Annotated in this window: 20 protein-coding genes; 10 read left to right on the top strand and 10 right to left on the bottom strand. The window is 42.5% G+C overall.

The features are described from left to right. The first annotated feature begins 4 nt into the window (after positions 1 to 4). The 3 genes from ICW03_RS07485 to ICW03_RS07475 all read left to right on the top strand — a co-directional run bounded on the left by ICW03_RS07485 (position 5) and on the right by ICW03_RS07475 (position 3,984). Positions 5 to 2,353 carry a heavy metal translocating P-type ATPase gene (locus ICW03_RS07485; RefSeq protein ID WP_215346971.1) on the top strand — a complete coding sequence of 783 codons (2,349 nt, stop codon included), beginning with the start codon at positions 5 to 7 and terminating at the stop codon, positions 2,351 to 2,353. A gap of 2 nt (positions 2,354 to 2,355) precedes the next feature. Further along, a complete protein-coding gene (locus tag ICW03_RS07480) occupies positions 2,356 to 2,586 on the top strand; it encodes a DUF2789 family protein (protein ID WP_015421810.1) in 231 nt (76 codons plus the stop codon). A 336-nt stretch (positions 2,587 to 2,922) separates the two neighbouring features. Beyond that, positions 2,923 to 3,984: an integrase gene (locus ICW03_RS07475; protein WP_215346969.1), complete on the top strand. Its 1,062-nt coding sequence runs from the start codon at positions 2,923 to 2,925 to the stop codon at positions 3,982 to 3,984. Here the strand turns inward: ICW03_RS07475 and ICW03_RS07470 are convergent. From ICW03_RS07470 to ICW03_RS07450, 5 genes are all read right to left on the bottom strand, one after another. Next, positions 3,981 to 4,529, bottom strand: a complete 549-nt coding sequence (locus ICW03_RS07470; RefSeq protein ID WP_215346967.1) for a hypothetical protein — start codon at positions 4,527 to 4,529, stop codon at positions 3,981 to 3,983. The two genes, ICW03_RS07475 and ICW03_RS07470, sit on opposite strands and share 4 nt — an antisense overlap. A 73-nt stretch (positions 4,530 to 4,602) precedes the next feature. After that, on the bottom strand, positions 4,603 to 4,785 hold the full coding sequence (locus ICW03_RS07465; protein WP_215346965.1) for a hypothetical protein: 183 nt from the start codon (positions 4,783 to 4,785) through the stop codon (positions 4,603 to 4,605). Between the two features lie 43 nt (positions 4,786 to 4,828). Further along, positions 4,829 to 5,275, bottom strand: a complete 447-nt coding sequence (locus ICW03_RS07460; RefSeq protein ID WP_215346963.1) for a hypothetical protein — start codon at positions 5,273 to 5,275, stop codon at positions 4,829 to 4,831. After that, a complete protein-coding gene (locus ICW03_RS07455) occupies positions 5,268 to 5,972 on the bottom strand; it encodes an AAA family ATPase (RefSeq protein ID WP_215346961.1) in 705 nt (234 codons plus the stop codon). Before ICW03_RS07455 ends, ICW03_RS07460 begins: the two co-directional genes overlap by 8 nt. A 73-nt stretch (positions 5,973 to 6,045) precedes the next feature. Further along, positions 6,046 to 6,843, bottom strand: a complete 798-nt coding sequence (locus ICW03_RS07450) for a hypothetical protein (protein WP_215346959.1) — start codon at positions 6,841 to 6,843, stop codon at positions 6,046 to 6,048. Positions 6,844 to 7,140: 297 nt separating this feature from the next. Here ICW03_RS07450 and ICW03_RS07445 point away from each other — a divergent pair, with 297 nt between their 5' ends. Then, on the top strand, positions 7,141 to 7,674 hold the full coding sequence (locus ICW03_RS07445) for a hypothetical protein (RefSeq protein WP_215346957.1): 534 nt from the start codon (positions 7,141 to 7,143) through the stop codon (positions 7,672 to 7,674). Between the two features lie 6 nt (positions 7,675 to 7,680). On the opposite strand, the gene ICW03_RS07440 is transcribed toward ICW03_RS07445, so the two are convergent. After that, entirely contained in the window at positions 7,681 to 8,247 is a 567-nt protein-coding gene (locus tag ICW03_RS07440; protein ID WP_215346956.1) for a site-specific integrase, read from the bottom strand. A gap of 241 nt (positions 8,248 to 8,488) precedes the next feature. Further along, positions 8,489 to 9,022 (bottom strand): hypothetical protein, encoded by a 534-nt coding sequence (locus ICW03_RS07435; RefSeq protein WP_215346954.1) that lies wholly within the window; start codon positions 9,020 to 9,022, stop codon positions 8,489 to 8,491. A gap of 337 nt (positions 9,023 to 9,359) precedes the next feature. Between ICW03_RS07435 and ICW03_RS07430 the strand changes: the two genes are divergently transcribed. From ICW03_RS07430 to ICW03_RS07410, 5 genes are all read left to right on the top strand, one after another. Beyond that, the gene (locus ICW03_RS07430; protein ID WP_215346952.1) at positions 9,360 to 9,800 is read left to right on the top strand and encodes a DUF6641 family protein; all 441 of its coding nucleotides are present in this window, start codon (positions 9,360 to 9,362) and stop codon (positions 9,798 to 9,800) included. 120 nt (positions 9,801 to 9,920) lie between these two features. Further along, entirely contained in the window at positions 9,921 to 10,367 is a 447-nt protein-coding gene (locus tag ICW03_RS07425) for a hypothetical protein (protein ID WP_215346950.1), read from the top strand. Positions 10,368 to 10,371: 4 nt separating this feature from the next. Beyond that, entirely contained in the window at positions 10,372 to 10,518 is a 147-nt protein-coding gene (locus ICW03_RS07420) for a hypothetical protein (RefSeq protein ID WP_167345997.1), read from the top strand. Positions 10,519 to 10,520: 2 nt separating this feature from the next. Beyond that, entirely contained in the window at positions 10,521 to 10,688 is a 168-nt protein-coding gene (locus tag ICW03_RS07415) for a hypothetical protein (RefSeq protein ID WP_215346948.1), read from the top strand. A 56-nt stretch (positions 10,689 to 10,744) separates the two neighbouring features. Continuing rightward, positions 10,745 to 11,989 (top strand): hypothetical protein, encoded by a 1,245-nt coding sequence (locus ICW03_RS07410; RefSeq protein WP_215346946.1) that lies wholly within the window; start codon positions 10,745 to 10,747, stop codon positions 11,987 to 11,989. Between the two features lie 58 nt (positions 11,990 to 12,047). Here ICW03_RS07410 and ICW03_RS07405 read toward each other — a convergent pair whose 3' ends face one another. Genes ICW03_RS07405 through ICW03_RS07395 form a run of 3 tightly spaced genes read right to left on the bottom strand, consistent with a single transcriptional unit; the run spans position 12,048 to position 13,284 of the window. Further along, complete coding sequence (locus tag ICW03_RS07405; protein ID WP_305849362.1) at positions 12,048 to 12,731, bottom strand: response regulator transcription factor; 684 nt, start codon at positions 12,729 to 12,731, stop codon at positions 12,048 to 12,050. Further along, a complete protein-coding gene (locus ICW03_RS07400) occupies positions 12,728 to 13,084 on the bottom strand; it encodes a hypothetical protein (protein WP_215346944.1) in 357 nt (118 codons plus the stop codon). Before ICW03_RS07400 ends, ICW03_RS07405 begins: the two co-directional genes overlap by 4 nt. 2 nt (positions 13,085 to 13,086) lie before the next feature. Continuing rightward, positions 13,087 to 13,284 (bottom strand): hypothetical protein, encoded by a 198-nt coding sequence (locus ICW03_RS07395; RefSeq protein ID WP_215346942.1) that lies wholly within the window; start codon positions 13,282 to 13,284, stop codon positions 13,087 to 13,089. 158 nt (positions 13,285 to 13,442) lie between these two features. On the opposite strand from ICW03_RS07395, the gene ICW03_RS07390 reads away from it, so the two are divergent. Further along, complete coding sequence (locus tag ICW03_RS07390) at positions 13,443 to 13,781, top strand: hypothetical protein (RefSeq protein WP_215346941.1); 339 nt, start codon at positions 13,443 to 13,445, stop codon at positions 13,779 to 13,781.

Below are 13,781 nucleotides of genomic sequence, written 5' to 3'. Positions count from 1 at the left end.
TGCAATGAGTAAGCACAATGAGAACAATCATCATGAGCATGGACACGATCACTCCCATCACGAACATTCTTCAGATGAAAATTCCTTGAAGGATCCTGTTTGTGGGATGACGGTCACTTCTCAGTCTAAGCATAGTTACTCGCTTAAGAATATTGCGTATTACTTTTGCAGCAATGGTTGTAAAGAAAAATTTATTGGAGCGCCCAGCAGGTATCTAGATGGGGGGCTACAGGACTCAGAGTCTTCTGCTTCGGTGGCTGGCACAATTTATACCTGCCCCATGCATCCGCAAATTCGACAAGATCATCCTGGTAATTGCCCAATTTGTGGGATGAGTTTAGAGCCTCTGCTGCCTGAATTAGAGGAAGAAGAAAATCCAGAATTAGTTGATTTTCAAAGGCGATTTTGGTGGACACTGCCTTTGACGACAGTGGTGACTGTCCTTGCGATGTTTGGTCATAAATTAAATCTACTAGAGCCTCAAACCCAAACCTGGGTTGAATTGTTCCTATCCTTACCAATTGTTTTATGGGCAGGATGGCCGTTTTTTCATCGTGGCTGGCAATCCATAGCCAATCGTAGTCCAAATATGTGGACTTTGATTGGACTGGGAACAGGTGCTGCATTTTTTTATAGCGTTGTTGCTACGGTAGCTCCACAAGTATTTCCTGCTTCCTTTATGTCTATGGGCAGGATTGGTGTGTATTTTGAGGCAGCCGCCGTCATTATTTCATTGACTCTGCTTGGTCAGGTGTTGGAACTAAAGGCACGCTCACAAACTTCTGCGGCAATTAAATCCTTGTTGGGCTTAGCGCCCAAAACAGCCAGAAGAATTAAGGCAGATGGATCCGAGGAAGACATCCCCTTATCAAATGTGCATATTGAAGACTTATTGAGGGTGCGCCCAGGTGAAAAAGTGCCTGTTGATGGCGTCATTGTTGAAGGCTCTAGTGCGCTTGATGAATCCATGCTTACCGGAGAGCCATTGCCAGTTACTAAGCGTATCGGTGATCGTGTGATTGGAGCAACGATGAATACCAATGGCGCATTGATTATTAAGGCCGAGCGTGTTGGTTCATCAACCATGCTGGCTCAAATTGTGCAAATGGTAGCTCAAGCCCAACACTCCAGAGCGCCAATGCAGCGAATGGCAGATATTGTTGCGGGATATTTTGTAGTAACGGTTGTAGCTATATCTTTGCTGACTTTTTTCATTTGGGGGGTCTTTGGTCCCGAACCAAGTTGGGTTTTTGGCTTAATTAATGCGGTCTCTGTATTAATTATTGCGTGTCCTTGCGCCCTAGGTCTTGCTACACCAATGTCGATTATGGTGGCTACTGGTAAGGGGGCGACAAAAGGAATTTTGTTCCGTGATGCTGCGGCCATTGAAAATCTTCGTAAGGTGAACACCCTCATTATTGATAAAACAGGCACCTTAACAGAGGGTAAGCCAATTTTTGATAGAGTCATTGCCGCCCCCAGCTTTGATGGCAATGAGGTCTTAAGGCTTGCGGCAAGCCTTGATCAGGGTAGTGAGCATCCTCTTGCCGATGCGATTGTTCGTGCTGCAAGAGATGGTAATTTGCCCCTGGAGAAACCTGAAAACTTTGAATCTAGTTCAGGAATTGGAGTTCAAGGTAGCGTTGGCTTGTTTCATTTGGCGTTGGGTAATACTGCATTGATGGATAAGCTGGGAGTTTCTGTTGATATTTTGAAAGCCCAAGCAGAGGAGCTCCGCTCTGAAGGCGCTAGCGTGATGCATTTAGCTATCAACGGAAAGCTTGCTGGACTTTTAGCTGTCTCTGATCCTATTAAGGCTACTACGCCAGAGGCTTTGCAAACCTTAAAAGAGGCGGGATTGCGAATTGTGATGGCAACTGGAGATGGATTAACAACTGCTAAATCTGTTGGCAAGCGCCTTGGGATTGAAGAGGTCTATGGAGAGGTTAAGCCAGCAGATAAGCTCGAATTGGTAACTCGACTACAAAATGAAGGTCGGATTGTTGCAATGGCAGGTGATGGCATCAATGATGCTCCGGCTTTAGCAAAAGCCAATGTTGGTATTGCTATGGGCACCGGTACTGACGTTGCTATGAATAGCGCCCAAATTACTTTAGTTAAAGGTGATCTCAGGGGTATTGCGATTGCTAAGTCGCTTTCAGACGATACGGTAGGCAATATGAAGCAAAACCTAGTGTTTGCGTTTCTTTATAACGCACTGGGCATTCCTATTGCTGCTGGTCTCTTATATCCTTTCACTGGATGGTTACTCTCACCATTAATTGCTGCACTTGCCATGAGCTTGAGCTCAGCCTCGGTCATTACAAATGCGTTACGTTTAAGGAGAAATTAATCATGGAAAAGTCATTTCATCCATTCTCTGAGTTATTCCTTCAATTAGGACTACCTTCTGATGGTAATAGTATTAAGGCATTCATTGATCGGCATGCTCCTTTAGATGAAGCGATTGAATTAGCGGATGCACCATTGTGGACACCATCTCAAGCAAGGCTTCTTCGTGATGAGTTGCTTTTAGATGCTGATTGGGCCGAGATTGTGGATCAGTTAAATAAAGCCTTACGTTAAGCAGGTCGCTCAGTTTTGGGTGAGAGTTAGCGTACTCAGATTATTGAATTGATGGTCTGCTTTGGGTCGGAGTCTGCCTACCAGATATCCACACATGAAATGTCGGTTTACTCGACAAATTTTCCGATCGACCTTCCTGAAATCTGAAGTTAAGCTACAAGTGTCTCGAAACACGACACTTGAGTGCAAAATCTAAACCAGCTTTTCTTCAAATCTAGTGCATCCCAGTCTGCTGATGTAATTCACCTCCACCGAGGTTTAGTAAGTCTCTTTAAGCGATCAGGCAGCAATCAATGGCAATGCCGCTTTAGGTTGCCCAATTGTCAGTGGCACTCCATGAGCACTGGCCAGGCGGATCTTGAGGAGGCCAAGCATACCTCTATAGCACTCTATGAGCAGACCATGGCTAAGATAAGCCAGGAATTAAGCCTCAAATCCAAGTCATTTAAGCAGTTGGCTGAAGAAGACCTCGTGGCAATGGATATTGCCAATAAAGAAGGTAATGGAAAAGCTATCTTTAAGGATTACAGGTTTGTTCTCAATAAATACCTCATCCCATTTTTTGGAAAATTCCAGCTAAAGGAAATTACTTCAGAGCTGGTTAAGGATTTTGAATCTTGGCGCTTATCCCAGATGGGTAGAGATCCCCAGGCAAGCACTAAGCGCACCCATGCAACGACCTATAACCGAGTCATTGCCTTGGCTAGAGAGCAAAACTTGATTGTAGATACATACCGGGTACCTTTATTAGATCCTCATGGCTCCCCCAGTCAAGCAAGACCCGCCTTTAGTAAGGAAGAGATCGCTCAATTATTGGCCTATATGCCTAGCTGGGAAAACGTCGGCAGATCATCGCGCACCAAGGAGATGAGACAGCTCTGTCGCTCTTATGTGGAATTCTTACTCTATACGGGAGCAAGGCCTGGAACCGAGCTCAAACCCATGCGCTGGAAACATCTTCAATGGCATTGGATTGGCGATCAACGCTATCTCAAGGTTTGGCTTTCCGGTAAAACAGGACCTCGATATTTAATTGCTAAACATTTGGTAGTGGATTGCTTGGAAAGATTAATTGCTTGGCATCAATTGCCGTATAAAGATCTAAATGCCGTCATAGAGGCCAGGTTAGATCGTCTGATATTTACTTTCCCAAGAGGGGTTCAGCCTTATAACTTTAATCCTCAGTTTGAGAATCTCTTAAAAGAATGCAATTTGCTTAAAGATGTAGCGGGGCGAAATCGTAGTCTTTATAGTCTTCGCCATACCTATGCCACATTTGCACTAGCTGAGGGGGTTGATATACACACCCTAGCTAGGCAAATGGGTACCTCGACATTAATGATTGAGCGTCATTACTCAAAACTGACCCCAATGATGGCAGCCGCGAAGTTGGCTTAAATCTCAAATTTTCCGATATGTAATTCCTCGCATAAAAAACTTTCAATATCCGCCCGTAGCTCAACCTGTTTTCCTCCATTAATGATGTCCGCAATAAGCTGGGGAAAATCATCGTTTGATATATGCGTGGAGTCAGACAATGCTTGATACCGATCCCTAGATTTGGTGTAGTAATAAAGCGCCTCGTTAAATAAGGCTTCCATTTCATGAAGATCAAGCAGGGCACCTAAAGCTGCGCGAATGCTTAAAGCGGAATTCTTATTCATGAGCCAATAGATCGAGCAGTATTTATCAGCCAAGCTAGTAGCAATAAATTCAACATGCTTTAGATTGCCGATGACCATATAAGACCGATTTGGACCTGTGAAATTAAGATAACCATCCAGTATTTTGATGGCATCAAGCTCAGAATCAATTGTCCCAATTGGTTTTGAATGCCCGCGTATATAGATCTTCTGTGAAGATGAGCTGATCTTCTGAAAGTATTCGGGATCAATGCCATGGTCTGGGGTGTCAAAAACAAAGACTGTTCTAGGGTAGCGCATGACAACCCCAAAATTCAAAAATTACCATCTTCATATTCTTTTTCTATGTGCTCGTATTGGGTGATTTCAATATTTAAAAAGTAGTTAATCGATAGTAGGCTTCTAAAAGATCGGAAATCTGAATAATTCGAGACTTTTCGGTTATCTCAACCTCGTTTACACATTCATCTTCAATGGCATTCAATACAACATATGCGCCATCAATGCTGCTATATGTTTCTCGGTCATTTAGTACAACTGCGTCAAAATATTTCATGATTACTCCAAGGTAAATTAATTTAAGTAGATTTGTTAAGGATTTAGCGCTTACGTATGCGACTAATAATTTGTAAAAACTCCACCAATTCCTCATACGAGAAGTGGCCGCCTTGGATTTCTTCAAGCATGAGTTTTGCCATCATGAGTAGCTCAATAGAGTTGGTGGGTCTCTGCGCGGGCTCAAGCGTAAAAGTATTGGGAACAATTAAATTCCAAGAGACGCGATTAAGGTCTTGGTATTTAGAGCCCGCAATCTGAAGGATGTTGGGCGCTAGCTTTAAAGTGGTGAAAACATAGAAAACCTCGCTATCATCAATTTGCTGTTGCCATTCCTCTTCAAATTGCACCTTATTCACAATCTTTCTGGTGGAGACAGCATGGTTTTTAGCAAGGACAAAGGTGCCGATACCTTCGTCCCCGCTTACCAATTCAGCAAGCGCCTGCACAGTGATTTCCATCAGCAGTTCAACAGATTTGCGCTTATTCATCTTCAAACTGCCGCTCACGAATAGATTGAGTGATTTCGATATCAGTGAGAATCGTTCTGGCTGATCCATTTCCAGCGTTGACAACACCTGCAATGGCTTGATCGGTCGGAGGCGTCTTCCCGGAGGCTGCGTAAATAGCCTTGATCTTGCTGACCCAAGCAGAGGTCGGAGCAGAATTCATATCCAATACGATGGATCGATTAATAACTCCGGGATCTACCTTATTAAGATGATTTGTTGTAAGGACAAAAACTACATGGGTGTAGTTCATGATGGCCTTGAGCGATGCATGGGCTGCTGCGGTGAGGTTATCTACTTCATCCAAAATCACATAATGTAAGCAACTGGGGTTAAAGCTCATGGTCATGACATGACTTTGAATTTGCCCAATGAGTGATGCGCCATTCTGGCCTTGAGCGCAGGAGTAAAAATCAATATTTGGCTGTGTGGAGTCGATAATTGAGCCCACAGGAATTGATTGCAGTACAGGGGTAGTCTTGACAGTCTCGAGCCAGCCAGGCAATAGCTTGGCCATGGTAGTTTTTCCTGAACCGTAAACGCCGTAGAGCAGTAAAGCTGATACTCCATTGCCAGGAAACTTTACGGTACCGTCTAATACGGCTTCTAGCTTAGCCCTTGTATGGGGCATTAATGCAAAGTCATCAGGTGATGACGGGGTTGAGATATTGAGTGCCATAGTTCCTCCTAGTTAGTTATGGCTTCACTCATTTCTTATCCGTATTGGCTTACCGCTTTAGACGACAACGCAATTACGCGCCTACAGCTTGTTTTATTGCAGTATCGCGAGACTGATCATCATTGGCTGCTTTAGTGGCTGGAGCTTTCTCTTGTTGCTCCTTGGCTACTGAGTGCGCCAAACTAGCTAGTACGGCAGTAATAGCCGTGCCGTTTTGAACCAGTCTACGAACTGCAAAACTACCATCAGCCTCTCTGGTGGAGAGCAGGACTAAGGCCCCGTTGTACTCAGACGCTTCAAATTGACCCGCTAAAGTGTCGCTATGAAAGGAGGCTAAGATTCTACCTTCCATGGCAACGCGGCCAACTGCTGCTTTATCCTTGGCCGTCTTATGATTGGGTGATCGCTCGCGTCGAACTTCTTCTACCCCACCTTTATCCCTGAAAAACTGTGGGATTTCCATGCTAGGTGTCTTTGACTCTGCTGCCGCTCGTAGCGCAAGGGCGTAAGAGCTAACGCGACGGCGATCTTCATTGCCAAAGACACATTGCACAACCTTAGTCATCAGGTGTGTGTTGTCTTTAAAGTCCCAACCTTGCTGCTTACAAAACTCTAAAAACCCTTTTTTTACAGCCATAGCTTCCGACTTAATGCTATTCATGCTTTGAAACAAGATGTAACAACTTTGCAAGATGCCATAAAGGCGTTCATTGCTTCGAGTGAGATCCTGTGTTTGCCAAGCTTTTCGTTCGGCAATCAAGTTGTTTACTACGGCCCCTACAGATAATTGCGAATCTTGACTGATTTTTTCAACCAGATTCGTAACTACTTGCCCATCTACTTTTTCAGCTACTTCAGCTATTTGGTCCATAAGACCTCCTTAATAAAAATCTAACAATTACCTTTACCAATATGGGAAAGGGCTAATGTCGGGAAACCCGACAGTGAATAAGAAATGAGTGAATTGTTAAAGAGCGGTAATGCCAATGAAGAGAAATGTATGTCGAAAATGAGCGTTTTTTTGCTGATGAAAAAAACTAAAATCTCTTGACGAAAAATAGGGATTTTTCTTTGCCATGTTTAATATGGGTAGAATGATTTATTGTTATAAAAATAGTTGACAAAAAATGAGGTGTTTTTTGGAAAATCTAGTACAACCCAAAAGAAAATGAAACGAAAACTCAAACTTCTTGAGCATCGCCGCTTAGAAGGTGCTCGCCTTTTAATGAAGGGGGTGGCTAAAGCAGAAGTTGCCCGGCAATTAGGGGTGAGCCGTCAAAGTGTGCAGAACTGGGCTATTCGATTAACAGTCAAAAGAAAAACGGACATGGGCGGCACGATCACCGCTAGCTTTCAGCAAGAAGAAAAAGGGTTCTTAAGTAATAAGAAGATCTATAAAACGAGCTATAACGAGTTACGCTGTCAGCAGTTAGGTAGACCTAAGAAGCTGACGAATAATGAAGTGCAGAAATTAACGAGAGCATTAAAGGCTGGCGCTAAAGCAGCGGGGCATGTAACAGATAAATGGACACTCTCAAAGATTCAAACATTAATTGAGAAAGAGTATTTGGCAGGTGAAACTGTTAGCCGTACCTATGTATTGCAACTATTGCGTGATCTGGGTTTTAGCTGCGAGAAGCCCGGACTAGATGATGAGCTCCCATTGCGTAAATGGGAGCGCTTGGGTTGGATAGAGAGTTAACTTAATTTATATAAGTTCTACGGCCTGTCTCTTTTGCTCATCGTTAACATCGATGTACCTTTGGGTTACGGCAATGGATCTGTGACCAGCCAAAGAGGCTAAGATTCTTACCCCGATGCCTTTATTAGCCAAGGTGGTTATAAAAAACTTTCTACCTGAATGGCTACTGCCGCCACTAATGCCGACATTCTTATAGAGTTGATAAAACCAAACGCATAAGCCATTTGGGGTAAAGCCTAGGCGATGATCTGTATGAAAGAAGGGAATATCGGGGTTGGTGATGTACCGGGTAGCTAGATAGTTTGCTAACTCAGTTTGTAAGCGTTGAGAAACAAACACCGTTCTAGGAAATTTGCCTTTTGTTTGCGCTGCGGAGAGACGTATCTCATTTTTAATGGTGCCATCTAGGTTTAGAACATCACCCATTTTTAGAGAGGCTATTTCGGCGACGCGAAGTCCCCCGAGAAAGCTCGTCAAAATCATTGCTCTGTCACGTAAAGCGTACTTTTTGGTACTGACATACTCAAGAACTTGGTCTAGTTCGGTTTGAGATAAGGTTTTTGCTTGTGCCATTTGTTTTTCCTGTCATAAATAAAATGTGCGTTTTAAGTATGTTTTCTTATTGGGAAAAGGTCGACCTCTTTATACCTTCCATTAAATCTTCAAGATCTTCCAAGAATCAATGACTTACAAGACCAGGCTAAGAATATGTAAATATTCTTAGCCTCTTTCTTTCTATAAGTATTTAGCTAAATCTTCTGAATATCGTGGGATTTAGACGACAAAACCCCGCGATACTAGCTAACACCTCAAATCACTGGATAGCGTACTTTTGTAAGTTCTCAAGTGCTTGCTTATGTCCACCGGAAAATACGCCGTTTGTAGACGGTTTTTGAGGGGCATTTAGCTCCGATTGCGTGGTGGCTATTAGTGCTGGAGTGGGTTTTCCGGGAATTCTGGCAATACAGCTTCGTATGGGCAGTTCCCAGTAATCATTTATTCCGTGCTCTGAATCATTAATTTCAATATAAATTCTGCTGTAGTTCATATCTAAAGACGCATATCCCTCAATAGGGCTTTTTGAGCCATTCTCGTATCGATAGATCCAACTCATTAAAACTCCATCTTCATTGACTGGTGGGTTGGCTAAGCGATTAGCCATTTCCACATGCACTGGACTCTTGGGAAAGTGAAACCAAGTCTCGACTTCCTCAAAATCTACTAAATACTTGGCATAGGGATCCATGATCTCCAATGTTCCGTTGTAGATGGCTTTGCGATATTGACCTTTGGCGAAGGTTGTTCCGTACATTTTGTTTTCCCATAAGCGGGCTGTGATTTCTTTCATTTTTAATCTCCTTGAATATTGAAAGGAGTCGCGGTGTTGCTTGAGATGCAAGGAGTAGCAGAGACAAAAGATAGTTGCTGTTGCTTGAGTTGCTGTTCAGAGCTACTCATTTGTCCCAAATACAGCAACTAACTGCATCTCTTACTGCAACTTATTTCTTCTTCGCATCTCAATGCAACTCATTACGCGACTCGTAAATATTTAGCCCTTGTTAATAAAAAACGTATTTTTTCTATCCAAAATTAGCCAAAACGATCCAATGGTCAAAAAGAGGTCGACCAAAGCGCTATATCGAAAACACACTTAATGAGCCCATTAACTACATAGGAGAATTCAAATGAGCCAATTAAGTCACTTAAAGCTAGTGGCCGTTAAAAAACCCCGCAATATGCCAGCCATTGTTATTAGGAGAAATAAGCTGGGATCAAAACTCTGGGAGCAGATCCAACTCGCTAAAAGCCAGCTAGAAGGAACACCATTTGTAGTCATGAAGTACAAAACAGTGAAAGATCGTGAAACAGGATTACGTAAACAAGTGGAAGTTCCAAAACGTATAAAACCATGGTGGTTTCAAAGTGAGGAAGGAAAGGTCTGTGTCTCTGTGAAATATGGCAGTTGTACTTTGGAGTTAGCCAAAGGCAAGCCTAGCGTTGAAGTAGCCAGTGGAGAGGGATTGGTTAAAGCTCTTGAATCTATTAAAGCAGCAGTAGAGGCAGGGGAGCTCGATCAGCAGATTGAATCTGCAAGCTCCAGTTTAAGAAGTGGGTTTAAACGTTAATTAAACGGGGTGCCTAGCGTACCCCAGTATTTCATCAGGATTTACCCTGCAGGGGCTTACCAACGTCATGAGCCTGCGTTAAAGTTTTCAATAACTATTAAAAACCATAAGGGGTTTTACATGGGCTTTTGGGGATGGGTTGGACTTATTTTTTTCACTATTGTTGGTTGGAATCTCATTCAATGGGGTATTCGAGTTAATGATGAAGCAAAAGCAGAAGAGGAAGCGAAAGCAGCTCGAAAAAGGGTAGAAGATGCAAAAAATGAGATGGCACGAATCCGAAACGAGGTTATTCGGGATTTAAATAAAACGTGGAATGAGCGTTGTCTCGAATATATTGAAGCGCTTAAAAGTGGAGATAAATTTTTAGCTACTGCTAAAGGGCGAGATTTTTACTCTTGCAATAGGCGGTATAGCGGAAGCAGAATTCAGAGCCAAGTTATTACAGATGAAATTCGCATAAAAAATGAGGTTGCCAAAGGTAGGCTTGACCACGTTGATCCTCTTAGGCTTGAGGAGCTAGATAACGAAGGACTTAGAGATCGGCTTGAGTTTTTGACTAAATAACTTTATGAAACGATATAAGGCAACTGTTAATGCGGCTGGAATGTGGGTGGAGACAATTCTTTATGCCCAGAATCAAGCTCAGGCATATAAGTTATTTCAAGCAATCTTTGGCTCTAATAATGTGCCTCATCAACCACTGCAGATCGGATAGTCATGAGATTCAATGAAATAGCTCCGCTAAAACCATTAAGTCCAGAGCAAGCTAGGCTTAAATCAATGAAGGATCGCGTTAAGCGAGATCAAGAGGCTATAAAGGCTGAGCGGGCAAGGCAAAAAATTAAGTCTGGTCAAGATGCGTTAGTGAAATCACATCAAGTCTAGGTTTACTCCGTATTCAAAATACTAATATCAATCAAATTTACTAATAGAGGTTGAGTGTGGCTAATTGCTCTAACTGTGGTAAGTATATGGACGGCTGGGGGAGTATTTGTGGTGTCTGTAAAGATAACGCAAAGATCCAGGAAGGCCAGGCTGATATGCAACGTCAGCTTCGGGAGAGTGCAAGAGAGGCCGCATGGGCTGCAGAGCGACACCTTGATGAAGTTCGAGAGGCAAAGTGGCAGGCTAGTGCAAATCATGAAGAGGCAATGCGAGCTGAATCTGATCGCCTTGAGGAGCTCCAAAAGCAAACTCAGATCTTATTAGAAGGTCAGATTACTAATGAAGAGGCATATCAGCGCGGCTTTGATTTGGAAGATGAATATCTAAATTTATTCTTAACTGAAGATGGAAGGGTTTATTGGGATATCTATGAGCCTTATTTGGTAGCTAGGCTTAATGCAGCTTATGAAAAAGGTGCTCAAGACAGGTTAGAAAAAGAATTTGAATCCAAATATCCTGGATTGGAATACATGAAGCAAGAGGCGTATGGGCATGGATATGCTGGCAGTAGAAATTGCAGCATTGTTTACTTGCATCATCTTCCGCACATCTACCCAGCGAAATTAGACATTCTCTCTGAAACTGGGCTGAAGCAAACTACAAACCAAGAGACAGGCAAGCTCGAGTGGCAGTGGATGCCAGCCTATATGAGTGAGGAGTTAAATGATGCTTATGATGCTGGTGCTCAAAAATTCTTAGGTGAGCAAAATACTGCTGAATTAGTAGCTGAGAGGCTTGAAAAAAATAAAGCAGAATTAATGAAAGCTGAAGAGTCGGCTAAGGAGCAGGCAGAAGCTGATTTGAAAAAGCAGCAAAGCGATAAAGGGGATCGTAGGAAGAAGATATACGCGGTATTCGCCACGGTAGTTATTGCAGTGATAGCCCTATTCGGATACTGGAAATATGATGAATCTAAGACCTCTTACTTGGTATTGCGTGATGCAATACAAAAGGAGGGTTGGAAACCTTTGGTGAGGCCGCCAGTAGTAAAGAATTGGAAAAAGCCATTTCCTGAGGTGCTGTCATGTTACGAGGGCTATTGCGAGTCTGAGTTTGTAAATAAAAATAAGCCAAATAAGGTTCGTACAATTGTGTATGAGTATTGCGGTCATCCATATGGTAGTGAATGTACGTTTCTAAATCCAAAAGACTTTATGCGTACATACCGTGATGAGATTATTAGTAGAAAAAAAGCGGATGAAGGTTACGAGATTACTCGCAAGCATTTTGAGCAATATTAGTTCGAATCTCTAGGCCGGATACCAAACTTTTGAGCGTTACTTTAAGTAACGGTTCCCATTAAATAAGTCCTTTAGCCTTAGCCTCTCGATATCTCAAGGTTAACTGAAGTAGCTTAGCCGCACGATTTACCTTAAGCTTTTCCATGAGGTTCGCTCGATGCGCTTCTACGGTTTTAATTGAAATACCTAAGTCCATGCCAACTTCCTTATTAATCCTGCCAGCAACAATGCGATCAAGCACATCAACTTCTCTTTGGGTTAGAAGTCTAAATCTCTCTTTGATCTCTTTGAGCTCCGTAGATTGTTCTTTACTAAGATAAGCCTTTGATAGCATTTCATTGATTAAGCCAATAAGAATCTCTTCATTGATCGGTTTTTGAATAAAGTCTACAGCTCCTTTTTTAAGTGCATTTACCGCAGTGGTGATCTCCCCATGGCCAGTAATAAACGCAATGGGAATATTAAGATCCATATTTAGAAGCGTTTCTTGAAGTTCGATTCCAGACATGCCGCCAAGGTGAATATCTACTAAAGCACAGCCCAAAGATTGTGGATCACTAGCAGCTAGTGATTGCAAGAATCTCTCAGCACTTTCATAAGGGCTGACCCTAAAACCATAGGCATTAAGTAGTAGAGCCAGGGAATCTCGAATCGCTTCATCATCATCAACGACATACACCACACCGCCTTTTCCCGGAGGAGAGGAGTTGGGTTTATTAAGCATTGTTCGTTGCCAGTTCATTTTTTAGTCGCTTTTATCTTTTGCGCTACAAGTGCTAGCGCCTCTTGAGCATTTATGGCAATTTTTCCACTGCCAGATTGTCCAATAACAAAGTAATTGTCTTTGTGGATATAGATATGAATGTACAACTCTGTCTTTTGAATTCCAATGACCACTTGCAATACCGGCTCATGGCTAGCTCGATCATAGCTTTCGGTAAAACTACTGTAATCTAAATGATCAGCTTGATTTTTGGCTAACTCTCGAATTTGATTGCTAATCCCCTCAATGAGTAGGCAATACTCTCGATAAAACTCTGGATTTGAGTGGCGAAGCTCGTCAATAGCGATCGCGTGTAATGTGCTATTACCCATGGTTATTTGATGATTTCAAGATGGACATAAGCATCTAAGTTTGCAAGTGAGCCACGTTTATCCATAACGGCTAATCGTAAAGCTTCTTTTTTAAAGTCTTCAAGACCCGGGTGAGAACCATCTCCGCCTAGAGAGACGATGTAAGTCCAGAGAACTTGGTCCCTTTGCTCTTTTCGGTAGATATCTACAATCCGCTTCATCTATTCCCCTTAAAAATAACTATACGCCCAGACTATGAGAATTGGTTCTAATTTTTTATAATGCACTGCCGCAAAATTAAAAGAGTACTCAAAGGGAGCCTTGGTTTGGCTTGACGATGATCAATGAATGTAGTCCTGGGATTGCTTACTATTCATAGATGTCAAATGCCTATATTCGCTTTTTAAATCTGATTGATGCACTTGATCGTATGAATCCAGGTCGCGCTTTAGATTGCCTTGAAATTCAGTTACTTGAATACATCATGCAGCAAGACTCGCGAAAGATCCCCTTATTGGTAGGCGATCTTATTTCTCTTCAGCAATATGGCTCCCAGGCTACTTTACATGGGAGATTGAAGAATTTGGTGACACTTGGTTACGTAAAGTTGCTTGCAGACAAAACAGATGCTCGTAAAAAATCCGTTATCCCTACTAAGCTGGCAATAAAGTATGTGCAATTTATGTCAGATTGTTTAGACAAGGCTTTGGGTCGTTAA

Origin of the sequence: Polynucleobacter sp. MWH-Aus1W21 (genome assembly GCF_018687275.1) — a bacterium.
GTDB lineage: Bacteria > Pseudomonadota > Gammaproteobacteria > Burkholderiales > Burkholderiaceae > Polynucleobacter.
This window is presented reverse-complemented; position numbering and strand designations above follow the sequence as displayed.

Excerpts from the sequence above, each read along its gene's own strand:
- ICW03_RS07485 (WP_215346971.1), top strand. The coding sequence starts at position 5 with ATGAGTAAGCACAATGAGAACAATCATCATGAGCATGGACACGATCAC.
- ICW03_RS07480 (WP_015421810.1), top strand. The coding sequence starts at position 2,356 with ATGGAAAAGTCATTTCATCCATTCTCTGAGTTATTCCTTCAATTAGGA.
- ICW03_RS07475 (WP_215346969.1), top strand. The coding sequence starts at position 2,923 with ATGAGCACTGGCCAGGCGGATCTTGAGGAGGCCAAGCATACCTCTATA.
- ICW03_RS07470 (WP_215346967.1), bottom strand. The coding sequence starts at position 4,529 with ATGCGCTACCCTAGAACAGTCTTTGTTTTTGACACCCCAGACCATGGC.
- ICW03_RS07465 (WP_215346965.1), bottom strand. The coding sequence starts at position 4,785 with ATGAAATATTTTGACGCAGTTGTACTAAATGACCGAGAAACATATAGC.
- ICW03_RS07460 (WP_215346963.1), bottom strand. The coding sequence starts at position 5,275 with ATGAATAAGCGCAAATCTGTTGAACTGCTGATGGAAATCACTGTGCAG.
- ICW03_RS07455 (WP_215346961.1), bottom strand. The coding sequence starts at position 5,972 with ATGGCACTCAATATCTCAACCCCGTCATCACCTGATGACTTTGCATTA.
- ICW03_RS07450 (WP_215346959.1), bottom strand. The coding sequence starts at position 6,843 with ATGGACCAAATAGCTGAAGTAGCTGAAAAAGTAGATGGGCAAGTAGTT.
- ICW03_RS07445 (WP_215346957.1), top strand. The coding sequence starts at position 7,141 with ATGAAACGAAAACTCAAACTTCTTGAGCATCGCCGCTTAGAAGGTGCT.
- ICW03_RS07440 (WP_215346956.1), bottom strand. The coding sequence starts at position 8,247 with ATGGCACAAGCAAAAACCTTATCTCAAACCGAACTAGACCAAGTTCTT.
- ICW03_RS07435 (WP_215346954.1), bottom strand. The coding sequence starts at position 9,022 with ATGAAAGAAATCACAGCCCGCTTATGGGAAAACAAAATGTACGGAACA.
- ICW03_RS07430 (WP_215346952.1), top strand. The coding sequence starts at position 9,360 with ATGAGCCAATTAAGTCACTTAAAGCTAGTGGCCGTTAAAAAACCCCGC.
- ICW03_RS07425 (WP_215346950.1), top strand. The coding sequence starts at position 9,921 with ATGGGCTTTTGGGGATGGGTTGGACTTATTTTTTTCACTATTGTTGGT.
- ICW03_RS07420 (WP_167345997.1), top strand. The coding sequence starts at position 10,372 with ATGAAACGATATAAGGCAACTGTTAATGCGGCTGGAATGTGGGTGGAG.
- ICW03_RS07415 (WP_215346948.1), top strand. The coding sequence starts at position 10,521 with ATGAGATTCAATGAAATAGCTCCGCTAAAACCATTAAGTCCAGAGCAA.
- ICW03_RS07405 (WP_305849362.1), bottom strand. The coding sequence starts at position 12,731 with ATGAACTGGCAACGAACAATGCTTAATAAACCCAACTCCTCTCCTCCG.
- ICW03_RS07400 (WP_215346944.1), bottom strand. The coding sequence starts at position 13,084 with ATGGGTAATAGCACATTACACGCGATCGCTATTGACGAGCTTCGCCAC.
- ICW03_RS07395 (WP_215346942.1), bottom strand. The coding sequence starts at position 13,284 with ATGAAGCGGATTGTAGATATCTACCGAAAAGAGCAAAGGGACCAAGTT.
- ICW03_RS07390 (WP_215346941.1), top strand. The coding sequence starts at position 13,443 with ATGTCAAATGCCTATATTCGCTTTTTAAATCTGATTGATGCACTTGAT.